The 18,551-nt window shown below is 73.1% G+C and carries 15 protein-coding genes and 1 pseudogene; 6 read left to right on the top strand and 10 right to left on the bottom strand.

Annotation, left to right across the window (positions count from 1 at the left end):
• The first annotated feature begins 13 nt into the window (after window positions 1-13).
• On the top strand, window positions 14-1,612 hold the full coding sequence (locus tag TU30_RS32775) for a hypothetical protein (protein WP_052479717.1): 1,599 nt from the start codon (window positions 14-16) through the stop codon (window positions 1,610-1,612).
• 34 nt (window positions 1,613-1,646) lie between these two features.
• Here TU30_RS32775 and TU30_RS01915 read toward each other — a convergent pair whose 3' ends face one another.
• Entirely contained in the window at window positions 1,647-3,227 is a 1,581-nt protein-coding gene (locus TU30_RS01915; RefSeq protein ID WP_042163607.1) for a membrane protein, read from the bottom strand.
• A gap of 199 nt (window positions 3,228-3,426) precedes the next feature.
• On the opposite strand from TU30_RS01915, the gene TU30_RS01910 reads away from it, so the two are divergent.
• Window positions 3,427-3,729, top strand: coding sequence for a zinc-ribbon domain-containing protein (locus TU30_RS01910; protein WP_042163605.1), 303 nt, complete (start codon window positions 3,427-3,429; stop codon window positions 3,727-3,729).
• Window positions 3,730-3,926: 197 nt separating this feature from the next.
• Window positions 3,927-4,781 (top strand): annotated as a pseudogene (locus tag TU30_RS01905) (sporulation protein); the annotation flags it as partial.
• A gap of 45 nt (window positions 4,782-4,826) precedes the next feature.
• On the opposite strand, the gene TU30_RS01900 reads toward TU30_RS01905, so the two are convergent.
• Window positions 4,827-5,762 carry a M56 family metallopeptidase gene (locus TU30_RS01900; protein WP_042163602.1) on the bottom strand — a complete coding sequence of 312 codons (936 nt, stop codon included), beginning with the start codon at window positions 5,760-5,762 and terminating at the stop codon, window positions 4,827-4,829.
• 6 nt (window positions 5,763-5,768) lie between these two features.
• Window positions 5,769-6,158, bottom strand: coding sequence for a BlaI/MecI/CopY family transcriptional regulator (locus TU30_RS01895; RefSeq protein ID WP_042163598.1), 390 nt, complete (start codon window positions 6,156-6,158; stop codon window positions 5,769-5,771).
• Between the two features lie 141 nt (window positions 6,159-6,299).
• Between TU30_RS01895 and TU30_RS01890 the strand changes: the two genes are divergently transcribed.
• Complete coding sequence (locus TU30_RS01890; RefSeq protein ID WP_042163596.1) at window positions 6,300-6,629, top strand: twin-arginine translocase TatA/TatE family subunit; 330 nt, start codon at window positions 6,300-6,302, stop codon at window positions 6,627-6,629.
• A 15-nt stretch (window positions 6,630-6,644) separates the two neighbouring features.
• Here TU30_RS01890 and TU30_RS01885 read toward each other — a convergent pair whose 3' ends face one another.
• Together TU30_RS01885 and TU30_RS01880 are read right to left on the bottom strand one after the other, a co-directional pair.
• Window positions 6,645-7,382 carry a TIGR03943 family protein gene (locus TU30_RS01885; RefSeq protein WP_042163916.1) on the bottom strand — a complete coding sequence of 246 codons (738 nt, stop codon included), beginning with the start codon at window positions 7,380-7,382 and terminating at the stop codon, window positions 6,645-6,647.
• Window positions 7,383-7,411: 29 nt separating this feature from the next.
• On the bottom strand, window positions 7,412-8,443 hold the full coding sequence (locus TU30_RS01880; protein ID WP_042163914.1) for a permease: 1,032 nt from the start codon (window positions 8,441-8,443) through the stop codon (window positions 7,412-7,414).
• Window positions 8,444-8,668: 225 nt separating this feature from the next.
• Between TU30_RS01880 and TU30_RS01875 the strand changes: the two genes are divergently transcribed.
• On the top strand, window positions 8,669-10,648 hold the full coding sequence (locus tag TU30_RS01875) for a TrkA family potassium uptake protein (protein WP_042163593.1): 1,980 nt from the start codon (window positions 8,669-8,671) through the stop codon (window positions 10,646-10,648).
• A gap of 49 nt (window positions 10,649-10,697) precedes the next feature.
• Here the strand turns inward: TU30_RS01875 and TU30_RS01870 are convergent, their stop codons facing one another.
• Window positions 10,698-12,608 carry a prolyl oligopeptidase family serine peptidase gene (locus TU30_RS01870; RefSeq protein ID WP_042163590.1) on the bottom strand — a complete coding sequence of 637 codons (1,911 nt, stop codon included), beginning with the start codon at window positions 12,606-12,608 and terminating at the stop codon, window positions 10,698-10,700.
• Between the two features lie 155 nt (window positions 12,609-12,763).
• On the opposite strand from TU30_RS01870, the gene TU30_RS01865 reads away from it, so the two are divergent.
• Window positions 12,764-13,618 (top strand): SURF1 family protein, encoded by an 855-nt coding sequence (locus TU30_RS01865; RefSeq protein ID WP_042163587.1) that lies wholly within the window; start codon window positions 12,764-12,766, stop codon window positions 13,616-13,618.
• 30 nt (window positions 13,619-13,648) lie between these two features.
• On the opposite strand, the gene TU30_RS01860 is transcribed toward TU30_RS01865, so the two are convergent.
• From TU30_RS01860 to TU30_RS01845, 4 genes are all read right to left on the bottom strand, one after another.
• Window positions 13,649-15,115 (bottom strand): hypothetical protein, encoded by a 1,467-nt coding sequence (locus tag TU30_RS01860; protein ID WP_042163583.1) that lies wholly within the window; start codon window positions 15,113-15,115, stop codon window positions 13,649-13,651.
• A complete protein-coding gene (locus TU30_RS01855; RefSeq protein ID WP_078878043.1) occupies window positions 15,112-15,786 on the bottom strand; it encodes a SigE family RNA polymerase sigma factor in 675 nt (224 codons plus the stop codon). Before TU30_RS01855 ends, TU30_RS01860 begins: the two co-directional genes overlap by 4 nt.
• 398 nt (window positions 15,787-16,184) lie before the next feature.
• Entirely contained in the window at window positions 16,185-17,261 is a 1,077-nt protein-coding gene (locus tag TU30_RS01850) for an aspartate-semialdehyde dehydrogenase (protein ID WP_042163578.1), read from the bottom strand.
• Window positions 17,261-18,538, bottom strand: a complete 1,278-nt coding sequence (locus tag TU30_RS01845) for an aspartate kinase (protein WP_042163576.1) — start codon at window positions 18,536-18,538, stop codon at window positions 17,261-17,263. The genes TU30_RS01850 and TU30_RS01845 overlap by 1 nt, the downstream gene beginning before the upstream one ends.
• Between the last annotated feature and the right edge of the window lie 13 nt (window positions 18,539-18,551).

Here is an 18,551-nt window from a genome sequence, read left to right as displayed (position 1 = left end):
GAGAGGAACGCTTATGATCCGGGGCGAAGGAGAAGAGGCGGACGAGCCGGTCGCCGGAGGCGAACACGCCGTGTCCGGTGGGACCTCCGAACCGTCCCCGCACTTCACGGTGGTCATCTCCGGTGACGGCTCCGCCGTCATCAACGGTGAGCCCGTGCCGGTGGCGGAGGGGGAGACGGTCGACGCCGCGATCCTCGACACCCTGCACGGACACGCACGCGACCGGGACGTCACCGTCACGGCGGCGATCTCCGACCCCGCCGCGGGGTACGTGGCGTTCGTCGAGGTCTCCCCCGACGGCTCGAGCTCGCTGCTGGAACAGCAGCAGGAGCCGGAGGCAGCACCACCGACACCCGCACCAGCACCAGCACCAGCACCAGCACCAGCACCGTCCCTCGTGAAGGGGGACGCCATCGACGATGCCGACGACGGGCCCGTCGGTGCCACCGGTACCGCGGTCGCTCCGGGCATCGATGCCGACGACGACGCGTACGACGACTTCGACGAGACGTCGTACGCGCTTCCCGAGCCCGAGGGGCCGCCGCCCCCGCCTCCGTCCGGCGGCCCGGAACCGGGGTCGGAGCCCGGGGCCGGGTCGGGTTCGGGTCTGGGCACGGGACTGGGCTGGGGTTCGGGCTCCGGGTCGGAATCCCGGTCGGAGTCGGCCGCCCGCCCCGTACCGCCGCCGAGGCCTGCACGCAGGACCGCCTCCCGGCAGTCGGACGACGAGTTCGAGGGCCCCGGACTGCTCAGCAGGCCCCTGGTCGTCGGGCCGGTGGCGCTCGGTGTGGCCGCGCTGGTCGTCATACCGCTGGTGATCCTGGGCAGTGGCGGATCGGACGGCGGCGGGAACCAGGAACAGGCCGCCGCCGGTGTGAGCAGCTCGCCCTCGGCCGAGGCCTCACCGACGCTCAGGACGCCCCCGCGGCCGATCCCGCCCCCGCCCAGTTCGACGTCCGCCTCACCGTCGGCCAAGCCGAAGGACAAGGACGACAAGAACGACAAGGCCAAGAACGGGCCGAAGCCGACGTACACCCCGGAGGCCGGGAGCGGTGGGGGCGTCACCGTCACCGTGACCGCGACGCCTCCGAAGGACACCACCACCGTCACGGCGAAACCCCCGCAGGACACCGCCGCCAGTGCCGTGAAACGGCTCGCCGCGAGCGACCCGTCCGGACGCCACATCTGCTACCGCGCGTACGTCTCCGGGCAGGGCTGGCAGAAGCCGGTGTGCGACGGCACCATCGCGGGTACGGCGGGCCAGAACAAGCCGATCAAGGCCCTGAACATCGCGGTGCACGGCGTCGACGGCTCGGCCGCCAACGCGTTCCGGCAGGTGTCGAAGCCGGTCGACGGCCGGGGCCAGTGGCAGCCGAGCTGGACGGCCATCACCGGCGACGGCAAGAACTTCTACATCGGCAGCGCGAAGCAGAGCGCCCCGAACATGCTGGGCTTCGCCGTCAACGTCGGCAGCGGCGAGATCTGCCACAGCGTCCGCCTGCGCCAGAGGGACTGGGGGCAGCGGACGTGCAGCAAGGCCCGCCCCGCCTACACCTTCGGCGGCACCCTCGACAACGACGTCTGGCTGGAGGCCGTGAAGCTCACGGTGTGAACCGCCCGGCTGCGGCGGCCTCCACCGACGGCCCCTACGACGATGCCGGCGCCTGCCCCGGCGCGAGGTGCCGAAGGATCCGGCCCAGGTCCGCCGGCGCCGCCGCCAGGCGGACCGGGGTGCCGGCGTCGTCGAGTTCGGCGATGTGCCAGGCACCGGGGACGCCGTCGTCGTCGCTGCCCCGGACCGGGCGGACCTTCCTGAGGGCGAGGCGTTCCACCGGGATCGCCCGCGCCGCGAAGCGGCCCGGGCCGGGGTGCGGGGTGACGGAGGGCGGGCCGTCGCCACCCAGGACGACGTGGGTGCCGAAGCGTCGGGGGTTGTAGTCGGTGGCCTCCAGGAAGCGGGCACGGAGGAACATCTCCTCCTCGTCGTCGCGGCCGGCGGACTGCGTCGCCCCGCCGGGCCCGCTCTCCCCGGGCCCGCGGAAGCGGGTGACGCGCCACGCCCAGGCGAACAGGGCCAGCGACACCAGTGCGCCCGCGACCGGCCAGACGGTCGTCAGCGGTGACGTGAACAGCGTGGTGGGGTGCAGAGAGCAGAGCGGAAGCAGCCACAGGGCCGTACCGAGGAGGACCACCACGAAGGGGAGGACCGACGGCAGCACCTCGTCGTCGGGGCGTCGGCGGCGCCGCATCCGCACCAGCACCCGGGCGGCGGGGTAGCCCGCGACGAGGGCCACGGCGGCCGCGGCTACCGCGACACTGCCGGGAGTCACGTTGTGCTCACGCCAGACGTGACGCTCCCCGGCGACCTCCTTCACGCTGCCGCGCCAGACGGTCAGTTCGACGTCGTCACCGGCACGGAACGCCCGCGCGGCCTCCTCGGACACCTGCAGCCGCTCCAGCGGGCGGGCGTCGGTGAAGTAGAGCCAACTGCCCTTCTTGGGGTGATGCGCCTCGGTGCGCCCGATCACCGCCGGCATCGTCGTCACGCACGTCTCCCCCCGTTCCGCGGCAGAGGCCCCGGCGGTGCACGGCACGGCCGACTTCCAGGCCCGGAGATCCGCGTCGACGGCCGGGACGAACGCCGCGGCCGCGCCCGCGAGCGCCAGCAGCAGCACGCTCACGACGAGGGAACCGATCCAGCCGCGCCCCGTGGTGCGGTACGAGATGACGGCGAGGTGACTCGACTCCGGAGTACCGTGCCGGCGGTGCAGCGCACGGAACACCTCCAGCTTCTCGTCGAAGTCCGGGTCGTGGGAGGTCAGCCCCACCGGCAGGGGCAGAGTCCACTTGCGCCCGCCCCCCTGGCCCTTCCCGTCCTTCCCGCCCCGCAGTACCACGACGATGCGGCGGACGTCCTGGGCCCGGGGCGTGTTCGCGTACTTCAGGCGTACGCGCAGATCGGCGACGTCGTTCCAGCGCACGCTCCGGCGGCGCAGGAGCGTGCGGGAGTGCACACCGTGGGCGTCGGCGCGGACCCATGCGGTGGCCCTGTCCATCGCCGCGACGGCGGCCACGGCGGAGAGCACCGCGGCGACCGGCCACACGGCGAGGCCCATGAGAGCCCAGAGCAGCACGGCCGACGCCGCCCCTGTCGCCCCGAATCCGACGAGGAACCACAGGGCACCCGACCACTGGGACCGGCAGGTCACTTCCCGCGCATCGCTCATGCCCGGAATCCTGTCCGCCGTACGCCCGCGCCCGCCTGTGCGCAGTGCGGCAGTCTTCCGGCCTGCCACATTGCCGACCGCTCCCCCTGACTCACCGCGAAAGGCCCCGCATCACGGTTCCGGTGGACAGTGGTTTTCGTGGCGTGGGTGGTGGCACCCTCAGAGGCAGCGGCCGGCCATGCCTGGAAGGGGCAATCACATGATCATTTTGGGCACCAAGGGATATCTCTACCAGCTCGCGATACTCACGCTGGTGTGCACACAGTGCGGGAATCCCTCCGCGCACACGCTCAGGAAGCGGGTCACGAAGTTCACGCTGTTCTTCGTGCCGCTGTTCCCTGTCTCGACGAAGTACATGACGCAGTGCACCTTCTGCGGCGCCGAGTCGAAGGTGTCCTCGGAGCAGGCCGAGCAGTTGCAGGCGCAGGACGCGGGCGGCCCCGGCAACGGCCGGCCGTACGGACAGCCGCCCCAGCAACACCAGCAGCCTTACCAGCAGTAGAGCCGCGGGGCGGGCCCCGCCCTCCGCCGGCCGGCCCCTCTCCGGTCGCGCCGCCCCGTATACGGGTCGCCCCGCCCGGCCGCCAAGGACGCCACCCGGCACTCCCTCTATGCTCCACGCGGTTGTTCCCTGTGCGCAAATGCAGGCAGGTGTACGCACGCGACAGGTCAAGTGGCAGATAAGGAGCGGATGCCTCGATGGTGTTCAAGCGACTGCTCGGCTCGCCGGGGTCGGGCGGGCCCACGGTCGACACGGTTCTGGAGCCGGGACCCGTCCGGCCCGGCGGGACGCTCGCCGGACAGGTGCGGCTCGTGGGCGGCGACACCGCGTTCGACGTCGAGCAGGTGGCCCTTGAGCTCGTGGCCCGGGTGGAGGGCGGGAGCGGCGGAAGTGGCGGGAGCAGGGTCGCCGTGCCGTTCGAGCGCTTCGCCATCGGTGGCGGGTTCCGGCTGGACGAGGGCGAGGCGCGCACCGTGCCGTTCGGGGTGACGCTGCCCTGGGAGACACCGGTCACCGAGCTGGACGGCCGGGAACTGGGCGTCCGCCTCGGCGTGCGGACCGAGCTGGCGGTGGCCGGGCCGCAGGAACCGGACGCCGGCCCCGGCCCCGATCCGCTCGGTGTCGGCCCGCTGCCCGCCCAGGAGGCGATCATCGGCGCGTTCCGGCGGCTCGGGTACGGGCTGCGGTCCGCCGGTCTCGAGCACGGCCGCATCGGCGGCACCGGGCAGCGGCTGCCCTTCCACCAGGAGATCGGGCTCACTCCGGCCCCGTCGTACGCGGACCGGGTGGAGGAGATCGAGCTGACCTTCCTCACCCACCCGGGCGGAATCGACGTCGTCCTGGAGGCCGACAAGCGGGGCGGCGGGAGCGCGGGCGGCGACGAGGACACCGGACACGACGCGCTCAGCCGGTTCACCGTCGGCCACGACGACGCCCGTGACTGGGCCACCGAGGTCGACGGCTGGGTGCGTGAACTGGTCGAGCACCGGGAGGCGTACGGCAGCGACAGCGCGTACGGACACGGGGGGCCGCACTCCGGACCGGGTATCGGCTGAGAGTCCGGCCCCGCCGCACCCGCGCTGCCCGCCGCATCCGCCTTACAGCGGCGTCGCCGTGCGCAGGATCCAGAAGAGGGTCACCGCCGCGTTGGCGGACGACATCGCCGACGCGGCCGTACCGGCGGCCGCTCCCCAGGCCGCCAGGCCCGCCGAGGTGAACACCTCCGGCCAGGGCCCCGTGGCCGGAGCCGGGGCGAGCAGCGCCGCCACCCGGCGGGGGACCGGTCCCGGCGCCGCGAACGCGAGCAGGGGCGGACCGCCGGCCCGGGAGGCGAGGGCCGCCTTGCCGATGGCGGTGGCGACGGTACGGCGGTCACCGACCGTGCGGGCCGCCTCCTCGTCCGCCCAGCGCTCCGTCGCGTACGACACCGCCGTCCGCAGGGGGCGCAGGAACGGGTTGGCGTGCGCGGCCAGCCGTACGGCCAGCAGGAACCGGTGATGGCGTGCGGTGAGGTGGGCGCGCTCGTGCGCGAACAGGGCGCGGCGTTCGGCAGGGGCCAGGTGGCCCAGGAGGGCGGTGGTGACCACGACCCGGTCGCGGCGCGGTCCGGTGCCCGGGAGGGCGTACGCGTACGGGGCGTCGTCGGGCAGGACCGCCACCTCCGTGTCCGGCAGGCCGGCCAGGGCGCGGTGGGCGCGGCGGCGGGTGCGCACGTGCCGCCACAGGGTCCGGGAGCAGGCCAGCAGCACCGCGCACAGGGCCGGGATGGCGGCCTTCCCCACGACCTCGTCGTGCGGGACCGCCTCCCGCACCTCCGGGTCCGACCAGCCGTCGGGCAGCGGGTTGCCGGGCAGGGTGGCGGTGCCGACCACCATCACCAGGCACAGGCACACCGTGCTGCACACCGCCATCACCACCGCGACCCAGGTCAGCATCCGCGTCGCGGTCCGCGGGTGCAGGTGCTGTGCGGCGAGCCGGGCGATCGGCCATGCCGTCAGCGGCAGGACGAGCGGCAGGAAGACGAACACCCCCATGAGGCTTCAGTCTTCCCCGTCGCTCCGGGGCTGACCCAGCAGTTCCCGCAGGAGTCGTTCGTCGTCGGGGCCGAGTCCGGTGACGAAGCTGGCCAGGACCGCCTCCCGGTCGCTCTCGGCGTCCAGCACCCTGCGCATCCGGTGGGCGGCGAGGCCGGCGTGGTCGGAGGCGGAGGTCCAGGCGAAGGAGCGGCCCGCGCGTTCACGGGTGACCGCGCCCTTCGCGAGCAGCCTGGTGAGGATCGTGACGACCGTCGTGTAGGCGAGGTCCTCGCCCAGGCGCTCCTGCACCCGGCCCGCCGTCGCCGGACCGTCCGCCTCGCGCAGCGCCGACAGCACCAGTGCCTCCAACTCGCCCTGTCCCCGTCGTCGGTGACGCCGGCTGTGTTCGACCACGGCCTGTCTCCCTTCCGTCGCCTTCCCGTTCCCGGGCAGTCATCGTATAGACGAGCAGACACCGTCAAATTCTCTACATTGCTGTAGATTCTACGGGCGGCATCCGGCAACGGCTCACGAGAAGGACGGACGGACCCCCACATGTTCGGACTGAGCGAAATCGCGATCATCCTCATCGTCGTCATAGCCGTGCTCGCGGTGAAAAAACTGCCCGAGCTGGCCCGCTCGGCCGGCAAGTCCGCCCGCATTCTCAAGGCCGAGGCCCGCGCGGCCAAGGCGGAGGCGCAGGAGGACGAGCGACGGGCCCAGGCACAGCAGCCCCAGCCCTCTCAGCAGCCGCACCCGCCCCAGGGGGAGCAGGCGCGGCAGCCGGACGCCCCTCGTGTCCTCCAGGGCGAGACCGTCGTCAGGGGGGAGACCGTCACCCGGGACACGGCCGCCGACGGCGGCCCCACCCAGCAGCAGCGGTAGCGCCGGCGAGCCCGCTCAGCCGTTCCAGACCTCGTCGTACGGGTCCCTCGGGGTGGGGACCGGCTTCGCGGACCTGACCTCGAAGTAGGGGACGGGCCCGTCGTTGACCGGGTCCTTCGTCCGGCGCGGGCTGTAGGTGCCGCTGACCTCCAGCCAGGCGTCCGGCTGCAGGACCGGGGGGACCTCGCCGGTCAGGGCGATCTTGACCGGCTGACCGTCTGCGGCACAGCAGTTGAGGGACATCCGGACCAGGTAGGGGGCGCCGGACGGGTCCAGTGCGACGAAGCCGGTGATCTCGATGGGCCGGTCGCCCAGGCCGCGGCCGTCGTCGTAGACCGCGCGGGCCGCGTACTCCCCCACCCCCAGGCGCAGCGTGTCCCCGGCGGGGAGTTCCGGGAAACCGAACGGCTTCTGCAGGGCCGTGCCCGTGTGGGTGGCGCTGTACGCGCCTAGGGCCGGCGGCGCCACCAGGATCAGGGCGAGGACGGGAAGGGCGAGGAGCCAGGAGACGCGGGGTTCGTGATGCCCCTGGTGACCGCCGGGGCCGCCGTCGCGGCTCACGCGGGGCGCCCGGGCCCCGCGCCACTCGTACCAGACCGTCGCCAACGCCGTCACGACGAGCACGGCACCGCACAGCAGGAGCAGCGGGCGCAGGCCCGCCTTCACGTAGCGCAGATGGAGGTCGGTCAGCCCGGCGTGCAGCACGGTCGCGCCCAGGAGGAACAGCAGGGCCGCCTGCGCCTGCCGGTTCAGGTTCAGGCTCGGGTGGCGACGCAACCGGTTCACAGCAGCACCGCTCCCGTCAGGGCCGAGACCGCGATCGCCAGGACGAGGGTCGCCGGGGCGAAGCGCAGGGCGAAGCCGCGGCCGAACGTGCCGACCTGCATGGCGAAGAGCTTGAGGTCGATCATGGGGCCCACCACGAGGAAGGTGAGCCGGGCCGTCAGCGAGAACTGGGTCAGGGACGCGGCGACGAACGCGTCCGCCTCCGAGCAGATCGACAGCAGGACGGCCAGCGCCGCCAGGACCAGTACCGACAGCACGGGGTGGTCGGCCGCCCGTTGCAGCCAGGCGGCCGGGACGACCGCCTTCAGCGTCGCCGCGGCCATCGCACCGACCACCAGGAAGCCGCCGGCATGCATCACGTCGTGCCGGACCGACCCCCAGAACGCCGCGCCCCGGCTCTGCCCCTCGTAGGACGAACGCGACGGCGGGCGCAGCCAGTCGGCGCGGCCGTGGCGCTGCCACAGCCAGCCCATCAGGCAGGCCACCAGCAGGCTCGCCACGAACCGGGCGAGGACCATCATGGGATCGTTCGGGAAGGCGACCGCCGTCGCCGTCAGCACGATCGGGTTGATCGCGGGCGCGGACAGCAGGAACGCCAGCGCCGCCGCCGGGGCCACTCCCCTGCGCACCAGCGCCCCCGCCACCGGGACGGACGCGCACTCGCAGCCGGGGAGCACCGCGCCCGCCGCGCCCGCGACCGGGACCGCCAGGGACGGACGCTTCGGCAGGGCGCGGGCGAAGAAGGACGGCGGGACGAAGACCGCGATCGCCGCGGACAGCAGGACGCCGAGCACCAGGAAGGGCAGCGCCTGGACCATCACCGCCACGAACACCGTCGTCCAGCTCTGCATCACCGGGGCGCCCAGGGCGCGGCGGATCGGGTCCTGGAACATCACGGCACAGAGCAGGAACAGGACGAGGAGGAGAGGGGAGTCGAGGTGCCGGGACTCCTCGGCCGCCCCACCACCGCCGCCGTCACCGGGCCCCGTGTCACCGTCGGCCCTCCTGCGGGGGGCCGGCTTGGTCATGGCCACGGGCCGGGTACCTCCGGACTCGCGCGCGGGAGCAGGGACGTCGTGCGGGGCGGGGCGCGCGTCTCCCCTCCCATGGATACGGAGCGGAGGGCGGGCCCGTTCAGCACCGTTCGGCACCGGCCGTCGTGCACCCCTGGAACCGTCTGCGTGTATACGGCAGTCTTTCCTCTCGTGGTGAGCCTTCCGAATCAGACCCCGCCGAGCGTTCCCCCCGCGCACATGCTGGTGTGCGGTGACGACGGACTCGCGCACCGGCTCGCCGCCGAACTCCGGGGCGTCTACGGCGAACAGGTCACCCTCGTCGTACCGCCCTCCGGGCTCCGGGTACGGGAACCGGTGGTGGGACGGGCCCGCGCCGCGTCCGCCGCGCTGCTCGACCGGTTCGTGAACGCCACCGTCAACCGCGCGGGCGCGGGCGGCGGTTCGGACGACCCGTCCGGCGAACTTCTGGTCGAGGCCGCCGAACCCACCGACGCCGTACTCGCCGAAGTGGGCGTCGCACAGGCCGCCGCACTGGCCCTGGTGTACGACGACGACGAGACCAACATCCGCGCCGCCCTCAACGCCCGCAGGATCAACCCCGGGATCCGCCTCGTCCTGCGCCTCTACAACCGGCGCCTGGGCCGGCACATCGAGGACCTGCTCGACCAGGCCGCGGAGTTGTCCGGCGTCGACACGCAGGGGCGTGGACACCCCAGGGGCGATGCCTCCACCACCGTGCTGTCCGACGCCGACACGGCCGCTCCCGCCCTGGTCGCCACCGCGCTCGTCGGCACCAGCAAGATCGTCGACACCGACGGGCTGATGCTGCGCGCGGTGGAACGCCGGCCCCCGCGGCCCGGCGAGGTCACCGATCCCGGCCTGTGCACGCTGGCGTTGCTGTCCGCGACGAGCAACGACCCGGCCGGCTCGGACGGTTCGGAGGACAGCGGTGACCAGGGGCCGCAGATGCTGCCCGACGCGGCGGCCGTCGCGGCGGCGACCGGCCGCGGCACGATGGTGCTGGAGCAGGTGTCGTACTCCGGGCCACCGCTGCCCGCCGTACGGGCCGGGGTGCCGCCGTTCGCCTCACTGTTCTCGCAGCGGCTGCGGTGGTCGCTGGCGGGGCTCGCGGCGGCCGTGGTGGTCCTGGCGGTCGTGCTGGCCCTGGTCACGGACGACCACCCGCTGCACGCCACCTACGTCACCCTGCTCGACCTCTTCGCGATCAACGAGCCCGCGCACAACCAGTCCATGGGCCGGCAGATACTTCAACTGCTCACCGGACTCGTCGGGTTGCTGCTGCTGCCGGTGATGCTGGCGGCCGTCCTGGAGGCGCTGGGCACCTTCCGCATCGTCTCGGCGCTGCGCAAGCCGCCGCGCGGGCTGAGCCGGCACGTGGTGCTGCTCGGGCTCGGCAAGATCGGTACGCGGGTGCTGACCCGGCTGCGCGAACTGCACATCCCCGTGGTGTGCGTCGAGGCCGACCCGGAGGCGCGGGGGATGGCCACGGCACGGCGGCTGGGCGTACCGGTGGTGCTCGGGGACGTCACGCAGGAGGGCGTGCTGGAGGCCGCGAAGATCCACCGGGCCGACGCGTTCCTCGCACTCACCAGCGTCGACACCACCAACCTGGAGGCCGTGCTGTACGCGCGGGCCGTACGCGCCGACCTGCGGGTCGTCCTGCGGCTGTACGACGACGAGTTCGCGACGGCCGTGTACCGCACGCTGCGGGCCGCGCACCCCGACGCGGTGACCCGCAGCCGCAGCGTCTCCCACCTGGCCGCACCCGCCTTCGCCGGGGCGATGATGGGCCGGCAGATCCTGGGTGCCATCCCGGTCGAGCGGCGGGTGCTGCTGTTCGCGGCGCTGACCGTGGGCGGGCATCCGCAGCTGGAGGGCAAGACGGTCGGCGAGGCGTTCCGGGCCGGGGCGTGGCGGGTACTCGCCCTGGACACGGCGGCGCCCCGGGCGACGCCGGGCGCGGGCGGGAACGGCTCCGGCCACGGCTCCGGGAACGCCGCCGGCCCGGGAGCCGGGGCCGGGAGCGCGACCGGCGGCACCCCGGCGGCCGGTGAGCCGACGGGGCCGACGGGACTGGTGTGGGACCTGCCCGACACGTACGTCCTGCGGAACGAGGACCGGGTGGTGCTGGGCGCCACCCGGCGGGGGCTGGCGGAACTGCTCGGGCGCAGGGGGAGGGAACGGTCGGGAAGGTGACCTGCCGGTGCTTCCCGGGCGGCCGGCGCCCGGGAAGCACCGGAATCCCTCAGCCCTGCCTCCCCTCCCCCTCCGCCGTCGCCGTCCCCGTCGTCGCCCCTGTCGCCGACCCCAAGTACCTTTCGGCGAAGTCCAGTTCCATACGAACCTGCTTGATCCGCTCGTCGACCACCAGGGAGCCGTGTCCCGCGTCGTAGCGGTAGACCTCGTGGGGGGCCTCGCGGGACCGGAGGCGGTGGACGTAGTTCTCGATCTGCCGGATCGGGCAGCGCGGGTCGTTCACCCCGGCCGAGATGTAGACCGGCGCCTTCACCCGGTCGACGTAGGTGATCGGGGAGGACGCCTCGAACCGCTCGGGCACCTCCTCGGGCGTGCCCCCGAGCAGCGTGCGGTCCATCGCCTTCAGCGCCTCCATCTCGTCGTGGTACGCCGTGACGTAGTCGGCGACCGGGACCACCGCGATGCCCAGCGTCCACGCGTCGGGCTGGACGCCCAGGCCGAGCAGGGTGAGGTAGCCGCCCCAGGAGCCACCGGTGAGGATCAGGCGGTCCGGGTCCGCGAGGCCCGAGCCGATCGCCCACTCCCGGACCGCGGCGATGTCCTCCAGCTCGATCAGTCCGACCCGGTGCTTGAGCGCGTCGGTCCAGGCACGGCCGTACCCGGTGGAGCCCCGGTAGTTCACGCGGACCACCGCGTACCCGTGGTCGACCCAGGCGGCGGGGCCGGCGGCGAAGGAGTCGCTGTCGTGCCAGGTGGGGCCGCCGTGGATGTCGAAGACGGTGGGCAGCGGGCCGGTCGCGCCCTCGGGCTTCTGGACCAGGGCGTGGATCCGGCCGCCGGGGCCCTCCACCCAGACGTCCTGAACCGGCACCGAGCCGGGCGAGCGCATCCCCGGCGGGTCCAGGACGACCCCGCCGCTCGTGGAGCGCACCGCCGACGGCTGGGCCGACGACGACCACAGGTACTCCACGCTGCCGTCCGGCCGGGCCGTCGCACCCGAGACGGTGCCGGGCGGGGTGTCGATCTCCACCAGCTCCGGGCCCGCCAGGTCGTAGCGGAACAGCTCGCTGCGGGCCTCGAAGCTGTGCGCGATGAGCAGACCCGTACCGTCCGGGAACCACTCGGCGCTCACGTCGCCCGGCAGCTCCAGGGAGAGGTCCGTCTCCTCGCCCGTCGCCACGTCCCACACCAGGGGCTCCCAGCGGCCGCGCCGCTGATGGCCGATGAGCAGACGCGTGTCACCGTCGACGGGGGCGAAGCCCAGCACCTCCAGGCCCAGCTCCTCGGTACCGCCCCTGGTGTCGTCCAGTTCGGCGACCGTGGTGCCGTCGGGGCGCAGCACGCGCAGCGCGGAGTGCATCGCGTCGCCGTGCTCGGTGTGCTCGACGGCGATCAGCGAACCGTCGTGCGAGAGGTCCCCGACGCCCGCCGACTCACGGTGCCGGTAGATCTCCACCGGCGCCGCAGCCGCGTCACTCGCCCGCACCAGGTAGATCGTCGTACCGTCCTCGTCCGTGGAACGGCCCACGACGGCCGTGCTCCCGTCCCGGCCGAGAGCGAGACCGGCCGGGTACGAGGCGTCGAGCCCCGGAGCGGCGAGCTCGTCCGGACCGCCCGCGAACGGCTGGCGGCGCCAGACCCCGAACTCGTCGCCGTCCTTGTCGTCGAACCACCAGATCCACTCGCCGTCCGGCGAGAGCACGCCGTCCGTGGTGCCGTTGGGCCGGTCCGTCACCTGGCGCTGCCCGCCCGTCGACCGGTCCCAGGCATACAGCTCGTACGTCCCCGTCGCGTTCGACACGAACAGGGAACGGTCGGGGGCGTCCTCCGCCCAGTCGGGCAGGGACACCCGCGGCGCCCGGAAGCGCTTCTCCCAGGCGGGCATCCGCTCGCCCTGATGTACTCGCTCGGTCCGGTCCGTCCGCCGCGCCGGTGCGCCGGACCCGTTGCTCTCAGTCATGACCCCATACTGCCCGCCCCGGCGGGGTTCGCGCCGCCGAGGTCCCCGACCTGTGGACAACCGGAATCCCCAGTCTGTGGACAACCGGCGGGACCACGGACCGTCGAGGCGGCCCCGCGGGCCGATTCCCGGGCGCGGCACCGTACGGTGGGGGCGTGTACCGGTTTCTGCTGACGCCCCGATGGTGGGGGATCAACGTCTTCGTGCTGCTCGCCATCCCCTTCTGCGTCTTCATGGGGTCATGGCAGCTGGGCCGGTTCGAGGACCGCGTCGAGAACCACCGCGGCGCCGAGGAACAGGTCGCCTCCAGCCGGCAGGAGGAGGCCCGGCAGCTGGACACGCTGCTGCCGGTGACCAAGGCGACCTCCGGCAAGCAGGCCACCGCGAGCGGCCGCTACGAGGAACAGCTCCTCGTGCCCGACCGCGACCTCGACGGCGAGCCCGGCCACTACGTCCTGACCCTGCTGCACACCGACACCGGCAAGGTTCTGCCCGTCGTACGGGGCTGGCTGCCCGGCGACCCGGACCCGGCCGGCGCGCCCCCGCCGCCGGCTGGCGAGGTCACCGTCACCGGGGCGCTCCAGGCGTCCGAGACACCCGGCAGCAACGGCGTGGGCGCCCTCAGCGGCCTGCCCGAGGGCCAGACCGGCGCGATCAGCTCGGCGTCCCTGGTGAACCTGGTGCCCCACGACGTGTACGACGCGTGGATCACCCTCAACGAGGGCGACCCGGGGATGCGCCCGGTGCCCGCGGTCGCGCCCGGCGGTACCGGCCTGGACCTCAAGGCCTTCCAGAACCTCGGTTACACCGCCGAGTGGTTCGCCTTCGCGGGCTTCGTGATCTTCATGTGGTTCCGCCTGGTACGCCGCGAGGCGGAACTGGCCCGGGACACGGAACTGGGCCTGGTCCCGGACGAGCGGCCCGCGCAGGACCGGAAGCAGAGCCAGGACGAGGACCAGAAGCGGGACCAGGACCAGGGCCGGGAGCAGCCGAGCCCGTCAGGGGTGTGACGGGCCGGCCTCGTCGGCCCGCCGTCGCCGTCAGCCCGCCGTGGTCGGCAGCAGTCCCGTCCAGTAGACGGTCCCCGCGCAGGCGTTGGGCACCGTGGCGGTCGCCGTGCCCGCTCCGCCCTCCGGGGTGTACGTCACCGTCACGCTGCCGCCGGTCGTGCCGTCCTCCGTGAGGAGCTGGGCCTCGGTCCCCGTGTCGCCGCCCGTGGACGTGCCGTCGGCGGCCGTCGGGTTCTCGGACGGGCTGGGGTCGGGCGAGGGGTCCACGCTGCCGCCGCTGCCGCCGCCCCCGCCGTTGGTGGGGCAGGGCTCGGAGGGCACCCAGGCGAACTTCACGTCGTACGCCTCACCCGGCTCGAGCACCAGTCGCCCGGCCTCCAGGGACGGGTCCGGCAGGCCCGCCGCCGCGTCCCCCGCCGTGTGCCGGACCGGGACCACCGCGGCGGCGTCGGCCGCGCCCAGCGGCGTCACCTCCAGGCTTCCCGGACCGCCGACCGTACAGCCGGCGGTGGACACGTTGGCCACCCGGAAGGAGCCGTAGACCGCGCCGGTGGAGTCGGGTGCGCCGCTGCTCGCGACGGCCGGGCCGAGCTGCGCGCCCGTACAGACGGGTGACCCCGCGGTGGCGCTCGCCGAGGGGTCGGCCCCCTCCGTCACGCCCGTGCCCGCCCCGGTGCCGGTGGCCTTCTCCTCGTCCTCCGTGTCGTCCTTCCGGTCCCCCTCGACCCGGTCCGAGGTGCCGCCCGCGGTGGTCTCGCCCCCGCCGGGGCCCTCGCCCTCGCCGGTACCGCCCTGTGCCTGCGAGGCATGGCCCACGGCGGACGGGTTGGCGTCGGGGCCGGTGGAGCTGGAGATGTGCACGAGAGCCGGTACGGCCGTGCCGACGAAGAGGGCGGCGGCCGCCGCACCGACGAGGATCTGCCGCTTGCGCGCCCGGCGGGCGGGGACCGCTCGCCGCAGGTAGTCCAGCGAACCCTCGCTCGGCTCCACCACGCGCACCGAGCTGTGCAGCAGGCTGCGCAGCTCCAGCTCGTCCGGACCGAGCCGGTCGGGGCCCGGTCCGTCCGGGCCGGCGTTGGCGTCGTTCACAGTTCCGTTCCCAGCGTGCGATTGCTTCGACTGCTGCCCGGACGGCGACACCAGCCCACGCAGCACGCGCAGACCGTCCCCGCCGGACGAACCCGGGCCGTCGGACGCGAGCGCCTCGAACGCGGGCACCGCGGCCGCGGGCTCCCCGGCCGAGCCCTCTCCGGGCTCGCGCTCCCCGGCCGTACGCACGTCGGCCTCCCCTCCCCGGGGGTCCCCTCCCCGGGGGTCCCCTTCCCGGGGCTCCCCCTCGCGAGGTTCCCGTTCCTCGGGTTCCCGCTCGTCGCCCTCGGGCTCGCGCTGCCCGCCCCCGGGGGCGGGCTCGGACGTGCCCTCCTCCGCCCCGGGCCCCTGCGGTTCGCGCTCCTCACCCCGCACGTCCTCGCCGCGTGCGTCCTTCCCGACGCTCATACCGGTGCCTCCATGGCCACCCTCAGCGCCGCGATCCCGCGCGAGCCGTAGGCCTTCACCGAACCCAGCGAGATGCCGAGCGTCGACGCGACCTGAGCCTCGGTCATGTCGGCGAAGTAGCGCAGCACCAGTACCTCGCGCTGACGGCGCTGGAGCCCTTTCATCGCCTTGATGAGGGAGTCGCGTTCCAGCAGGTCGTACGCGCCCTCCTCCGCACTCGCCATGTCGGGCATGGGCTTGGAGAGCAGTTTCAGCCCGAGGATGCGGCGGCGCAGCGCGGAACGGGAGAGGTTGACGACCGTCTGGCGCAGATACGCCAGGGTCTTCTCCGGGTCCCGGACGCGCTTGCGGGCGGAATGGACACGGATGAACGCCTCCTGGACGACGTCCTCGCAGGAGGCGGTGTCGTCGAGGAGGAGCGCGGCGAGGCCCAGCAGCGAGCGGTAGTGCGCGCGGTAGGTCTCGGTGAGGTGGTCGACGGTCGTGCCGGCCGCCACTACGCCGTCGGCACCGCCGTCACGCTGACTGGGTATGCGGGCGGGCCGCGCTGCGGGCATCGGCGCGATCACCGGCATGCCACCGGACGCACCGGCCCTACGGGGTCGGAGTGCCTGGCGGGGCGGGCGCAGAGCCGGGCCGCGCGGCGTTGCGAAGTCGAGTACCTCAGCCACGCCAGTTGGACACACGTCCCCCCATGAGGGTTGTACGTGCCGGACGTCACGTTTGTTGCGGCGCCCGGAATCCGCCGTCCCCCGTCCACCCCGGGCAGCACCACCGACAGCACACCGAATGCCCTCATGCGTCCCGCTCTTCCCCTATGCCTCATATGAACGGACGTCCCCACGCCCGGTTCCGGACGTCCCCACGCCCGGAAAAGACCACCTCGCCCCCGGCGCGCCCGAAAAAAAGGGGTGCCCGCAAAGACGTTCTACGCCCGGCACGCGGTTGCGTGGGGGCGGAAGGCAAATCCTTGACTGCCCGCCGGTCAGGATCAAGAGATCAGGGCATCATGACCGGTTCACATCACTTGCACAGATCCTACAAAGCGAATGCCGTGACCAAGCATTATTTACGGTGCGGGCGTCCGGGGCCGGTCCGGCACCGCCACCAGCTCGGCGATCTGCGCGGTGTTGAGGGCGGCGCCCTTGCGGAGGTTGTCGCCGCAGACGAAAAGTTCGAGCGCCGTCGGGTCGTCCAGGGCCCGGCGGACCCGCCCCACCCAGGTCGGGTCGGTGCCGACGACGTCGGCGGGCGTGGGGAACTCACCCGCGGCGGGATTGTCGTACAGCACGACGCCGGGCGCGGTGGCGAGGATCTCGCGGGCCGCGTCGACGGTGACCTCGTGCTCGAACCGGGCGTGCACGGTGAGCGAGTGCGTGGTGATCACCGGCACGCGGACGCAGGTCACGGCGACCGGCAGGCGGGGCAGGCCGAGGATCTTGCGGGACTCGTCGCGGACCTTCATCTCCTCGGAGGACCAGCCGTCCTCGCGCAGCGACCCCGCCCACGGCACGACGTTCAGCGCGACCGGATCCGTGAACGGCCCGGTGCCGTCCCCCACGACCCGGCGTACGTCACCGGGGCCCGTCCCCAGCTCCGTGCCCGCGACCAGGGAGAGCTGGTCCCGCAGGGTCCGCACACCGGCGTGCCCGGCGCCGCTGACCGCCTGGTAGGAGGAGACGACCAGCTCGCGCAGCCCGAACTCGGCGTGCAGCGCACCCACGGCGACGATCATCGACAGGGTGGTGCAGTTCGGGTTGGCGACGATCCCGCGCGGGCGCATCCGCACGGTGTGCGGGTTGACCTCGGGGACGACGAGGGGCACCTCGGGGTCCATGCGGAAGGCGCCGGAGTTGTCGACCACCACCGCGCCCCGCGCGACGGCGACGGGCGCCCACCGCGCGGCGACCCCGTCGGGGACGTCGAACAGCGCGACGTCGATCCCGTCGAAGGCCTCCTCGGTGAGCGCCACGACCTCGGTCTCCTCGCCGCGCACGGCCAGCTTGCGGCCGGCCGAGCGCGGGGAGGCGATCAGTCTGATCTCGCCCCAGACGTCCGCCCGCTGGGACAGGATCTGGAGCAGTACCGTGCCGACGGCTCCGGTCGCTCCCACGACCGCGAGCGCCGGTCGCCCGGACCGCGTCATCAGCGGCCGGTACCCCCGTAGACGACGGCCTCGTCGCTGTCGGAGTCCAGCCCGAAGGCGGTGTGCACGGCGCGGACGGCCTCGTCCACTTCGTCCTTGCGGGTGACGACCGAGATGCGGATCTCGGAGGTCGAGATCAGCTCGATGTTCACACCCGCGTCGGACAGCGCCGTGAAGAAGTCCGCGGTGACTCCGGGGTGGGTCTTCATGCCGGCGCCGACCAGGGAGATCTTGCCGATCTGGTCGTCGTAGCGCAGGGAGTCGAAGCCGATGGCGCCCTTGTTCTTCTCCAGGGCGTCGATGGCCCTGCGGCCGTCGGTCTTCGGCAGCGTGAACGAGATGTCCGTGAGGCCGGTGGAGGCCGCGGACACGTTCTGCACGACCATGTCGATGTTGATCTCGGCGTCGGCGATCGCGCGGAAGATCGAGGCCGCCTCGCCCGGCTTGTCCGGCACACCGACGACCGTGATCTTGGCCTCGGAGGTGTCGTGCGCGACACCGGAGATGAGCGCCTGCTCCACCTTCTTGTCCCCTCGCTGAATCGGCTCACTGCTGACCCACGTGCCCCGCAGTCCGCTGAAGGACGAGCGGACGTGGATCGGGATGTTGTACCGGCGGGCGTACTCCACACAGCGGTGGAGCAGCACCTTGGACCCGGAGGCCGCCAGTTCGAGCATGTCCTCGGTCGAGATCCAGTCGATCTTCCGGGCCTTCTTCACCACACGCGGGTCGGCGGTGAACACGCCGTCGACGTCGGTGTAGATCTCGCACACCTCGGCGCCGAGGGCGGCCGCCAGAGCCACCGCGGTGGTGTCGGAGCCGCCGCGGCCGAGCGTGGTGATGTTCTTGCCCTGCTGGCTGACCCCCTGGAAACCGGCCACGATGGCGATGTTGCCGTCGTCCACCGAGGCCTGGATCCGGCCGGGCGTGACGTCGATGATGCGGGCTTTGTTGTGGACCGAGTCGGTGATGACACCCGCCTGGCTGCCGGTGAAGCTCTGGGCGTTGTGGCCCAGGTTCTTGATCGCCATGGCCAGCAGCGCCATGGAGATCCGCTCTCCCGCGGTCAGCAGCATGTCGAGTTCGCGCCCGGCAGGGATCGGGGATACCTGCTCGGCGAGATCGATCAGCTCGTCCGTCGTGTCGCCCATCGCGGAAACCACGACGACCACCTGGTGGCCGTTCTGCTTGGCTTCCACGACCCTCTTGGCGACGCGCTTGATGCCCTCGGCATCGGCTACGGAGGAGCCTCCGTACTTCTGCACGACAAGGCCCACGTGCGCTCCTCGC

Origin of the sequence: Streptomyces sp. NBRC 110035 (genome assembly GCF_000829695.1) — a bacterium.
GTDB lineage: Bacteria > Actinomycetota > Actinomycetes > Streptomycetales > Streptomycetaceae > Streptomyces.
This window is presented reverse-complemented; position numbering and strand designations above follow the sequence as displayed.

Coding starts and splice junctions, on each gene's coding strand:
- TU30_RS32775 (WP_052479717.1), top strand. CDS start 14: ATGATCCGGGGCGAAGGAGAAGAGGCGGACGAGCCGGTCGCCGGAGGC.
- TU30_RS01915 (WP_042163607.1), bottom strand. CDS start 3,227: ATGAGCGATGCGCGGGAAGTGACCTGCCGGTCCCAGTGGTCGGGTGCC.
- TU30_RS01910 (WP_042163605.1), top strand. CDS start 3,427: ATGATCATTTTGGGCACCAAGGGATATCTCTACCAGCTCGCGATACTC.
- TU30_RS01900 (WP_042163602.1), bottom strand. CDS start 5,762: ATGGGGGTGTTCGTCTTCCTGCCGCTCGTCCTGCCGCTGACGGCATGG.
- TU30_RS01890 (WP_042163596.1), top strand. CDS start 6,300: ATGTTCGGACTGAGCGAAATCGCGATCATCCTCATCGTCGTCATAGCC.
- TU30_RS01880 (WP_042163914.1), bottom strand. CDS start 8,443: ATGACCAAGCCGGCCCCCCGCAGGAGGGCCGACGGTGACACGGGGCCC.
- TU30_RS01875 (WP_042163593.1), top strand. CDS start 8,669: ATGCTGGTGTGCGGTGACGACGGACTCGCGCACCGGCTCGCCGCCGAA.
- TU30_RS01870 (WP_042163590.1), bottom strand. CDS start 12,608: ATGACTGAGAGCAACGGGTCCGGCGCACCGGCGCGGCGGACGGACCGG.
- TU30_RS01860 (WP_042163583.1), bottom strand. CDS start 15,115: ATGAGCGTCGGGAAGGACGCACGCGGCGAGGACGTGCGGGGTGAGGAG.
- TU30_RS01850 (WP_042163578.1), bottom strand. CDS start 17,261: ATGACGCGGTCCGGGCGACCGGCGCTCGCGGTCGTGGGAGCGACCGGA.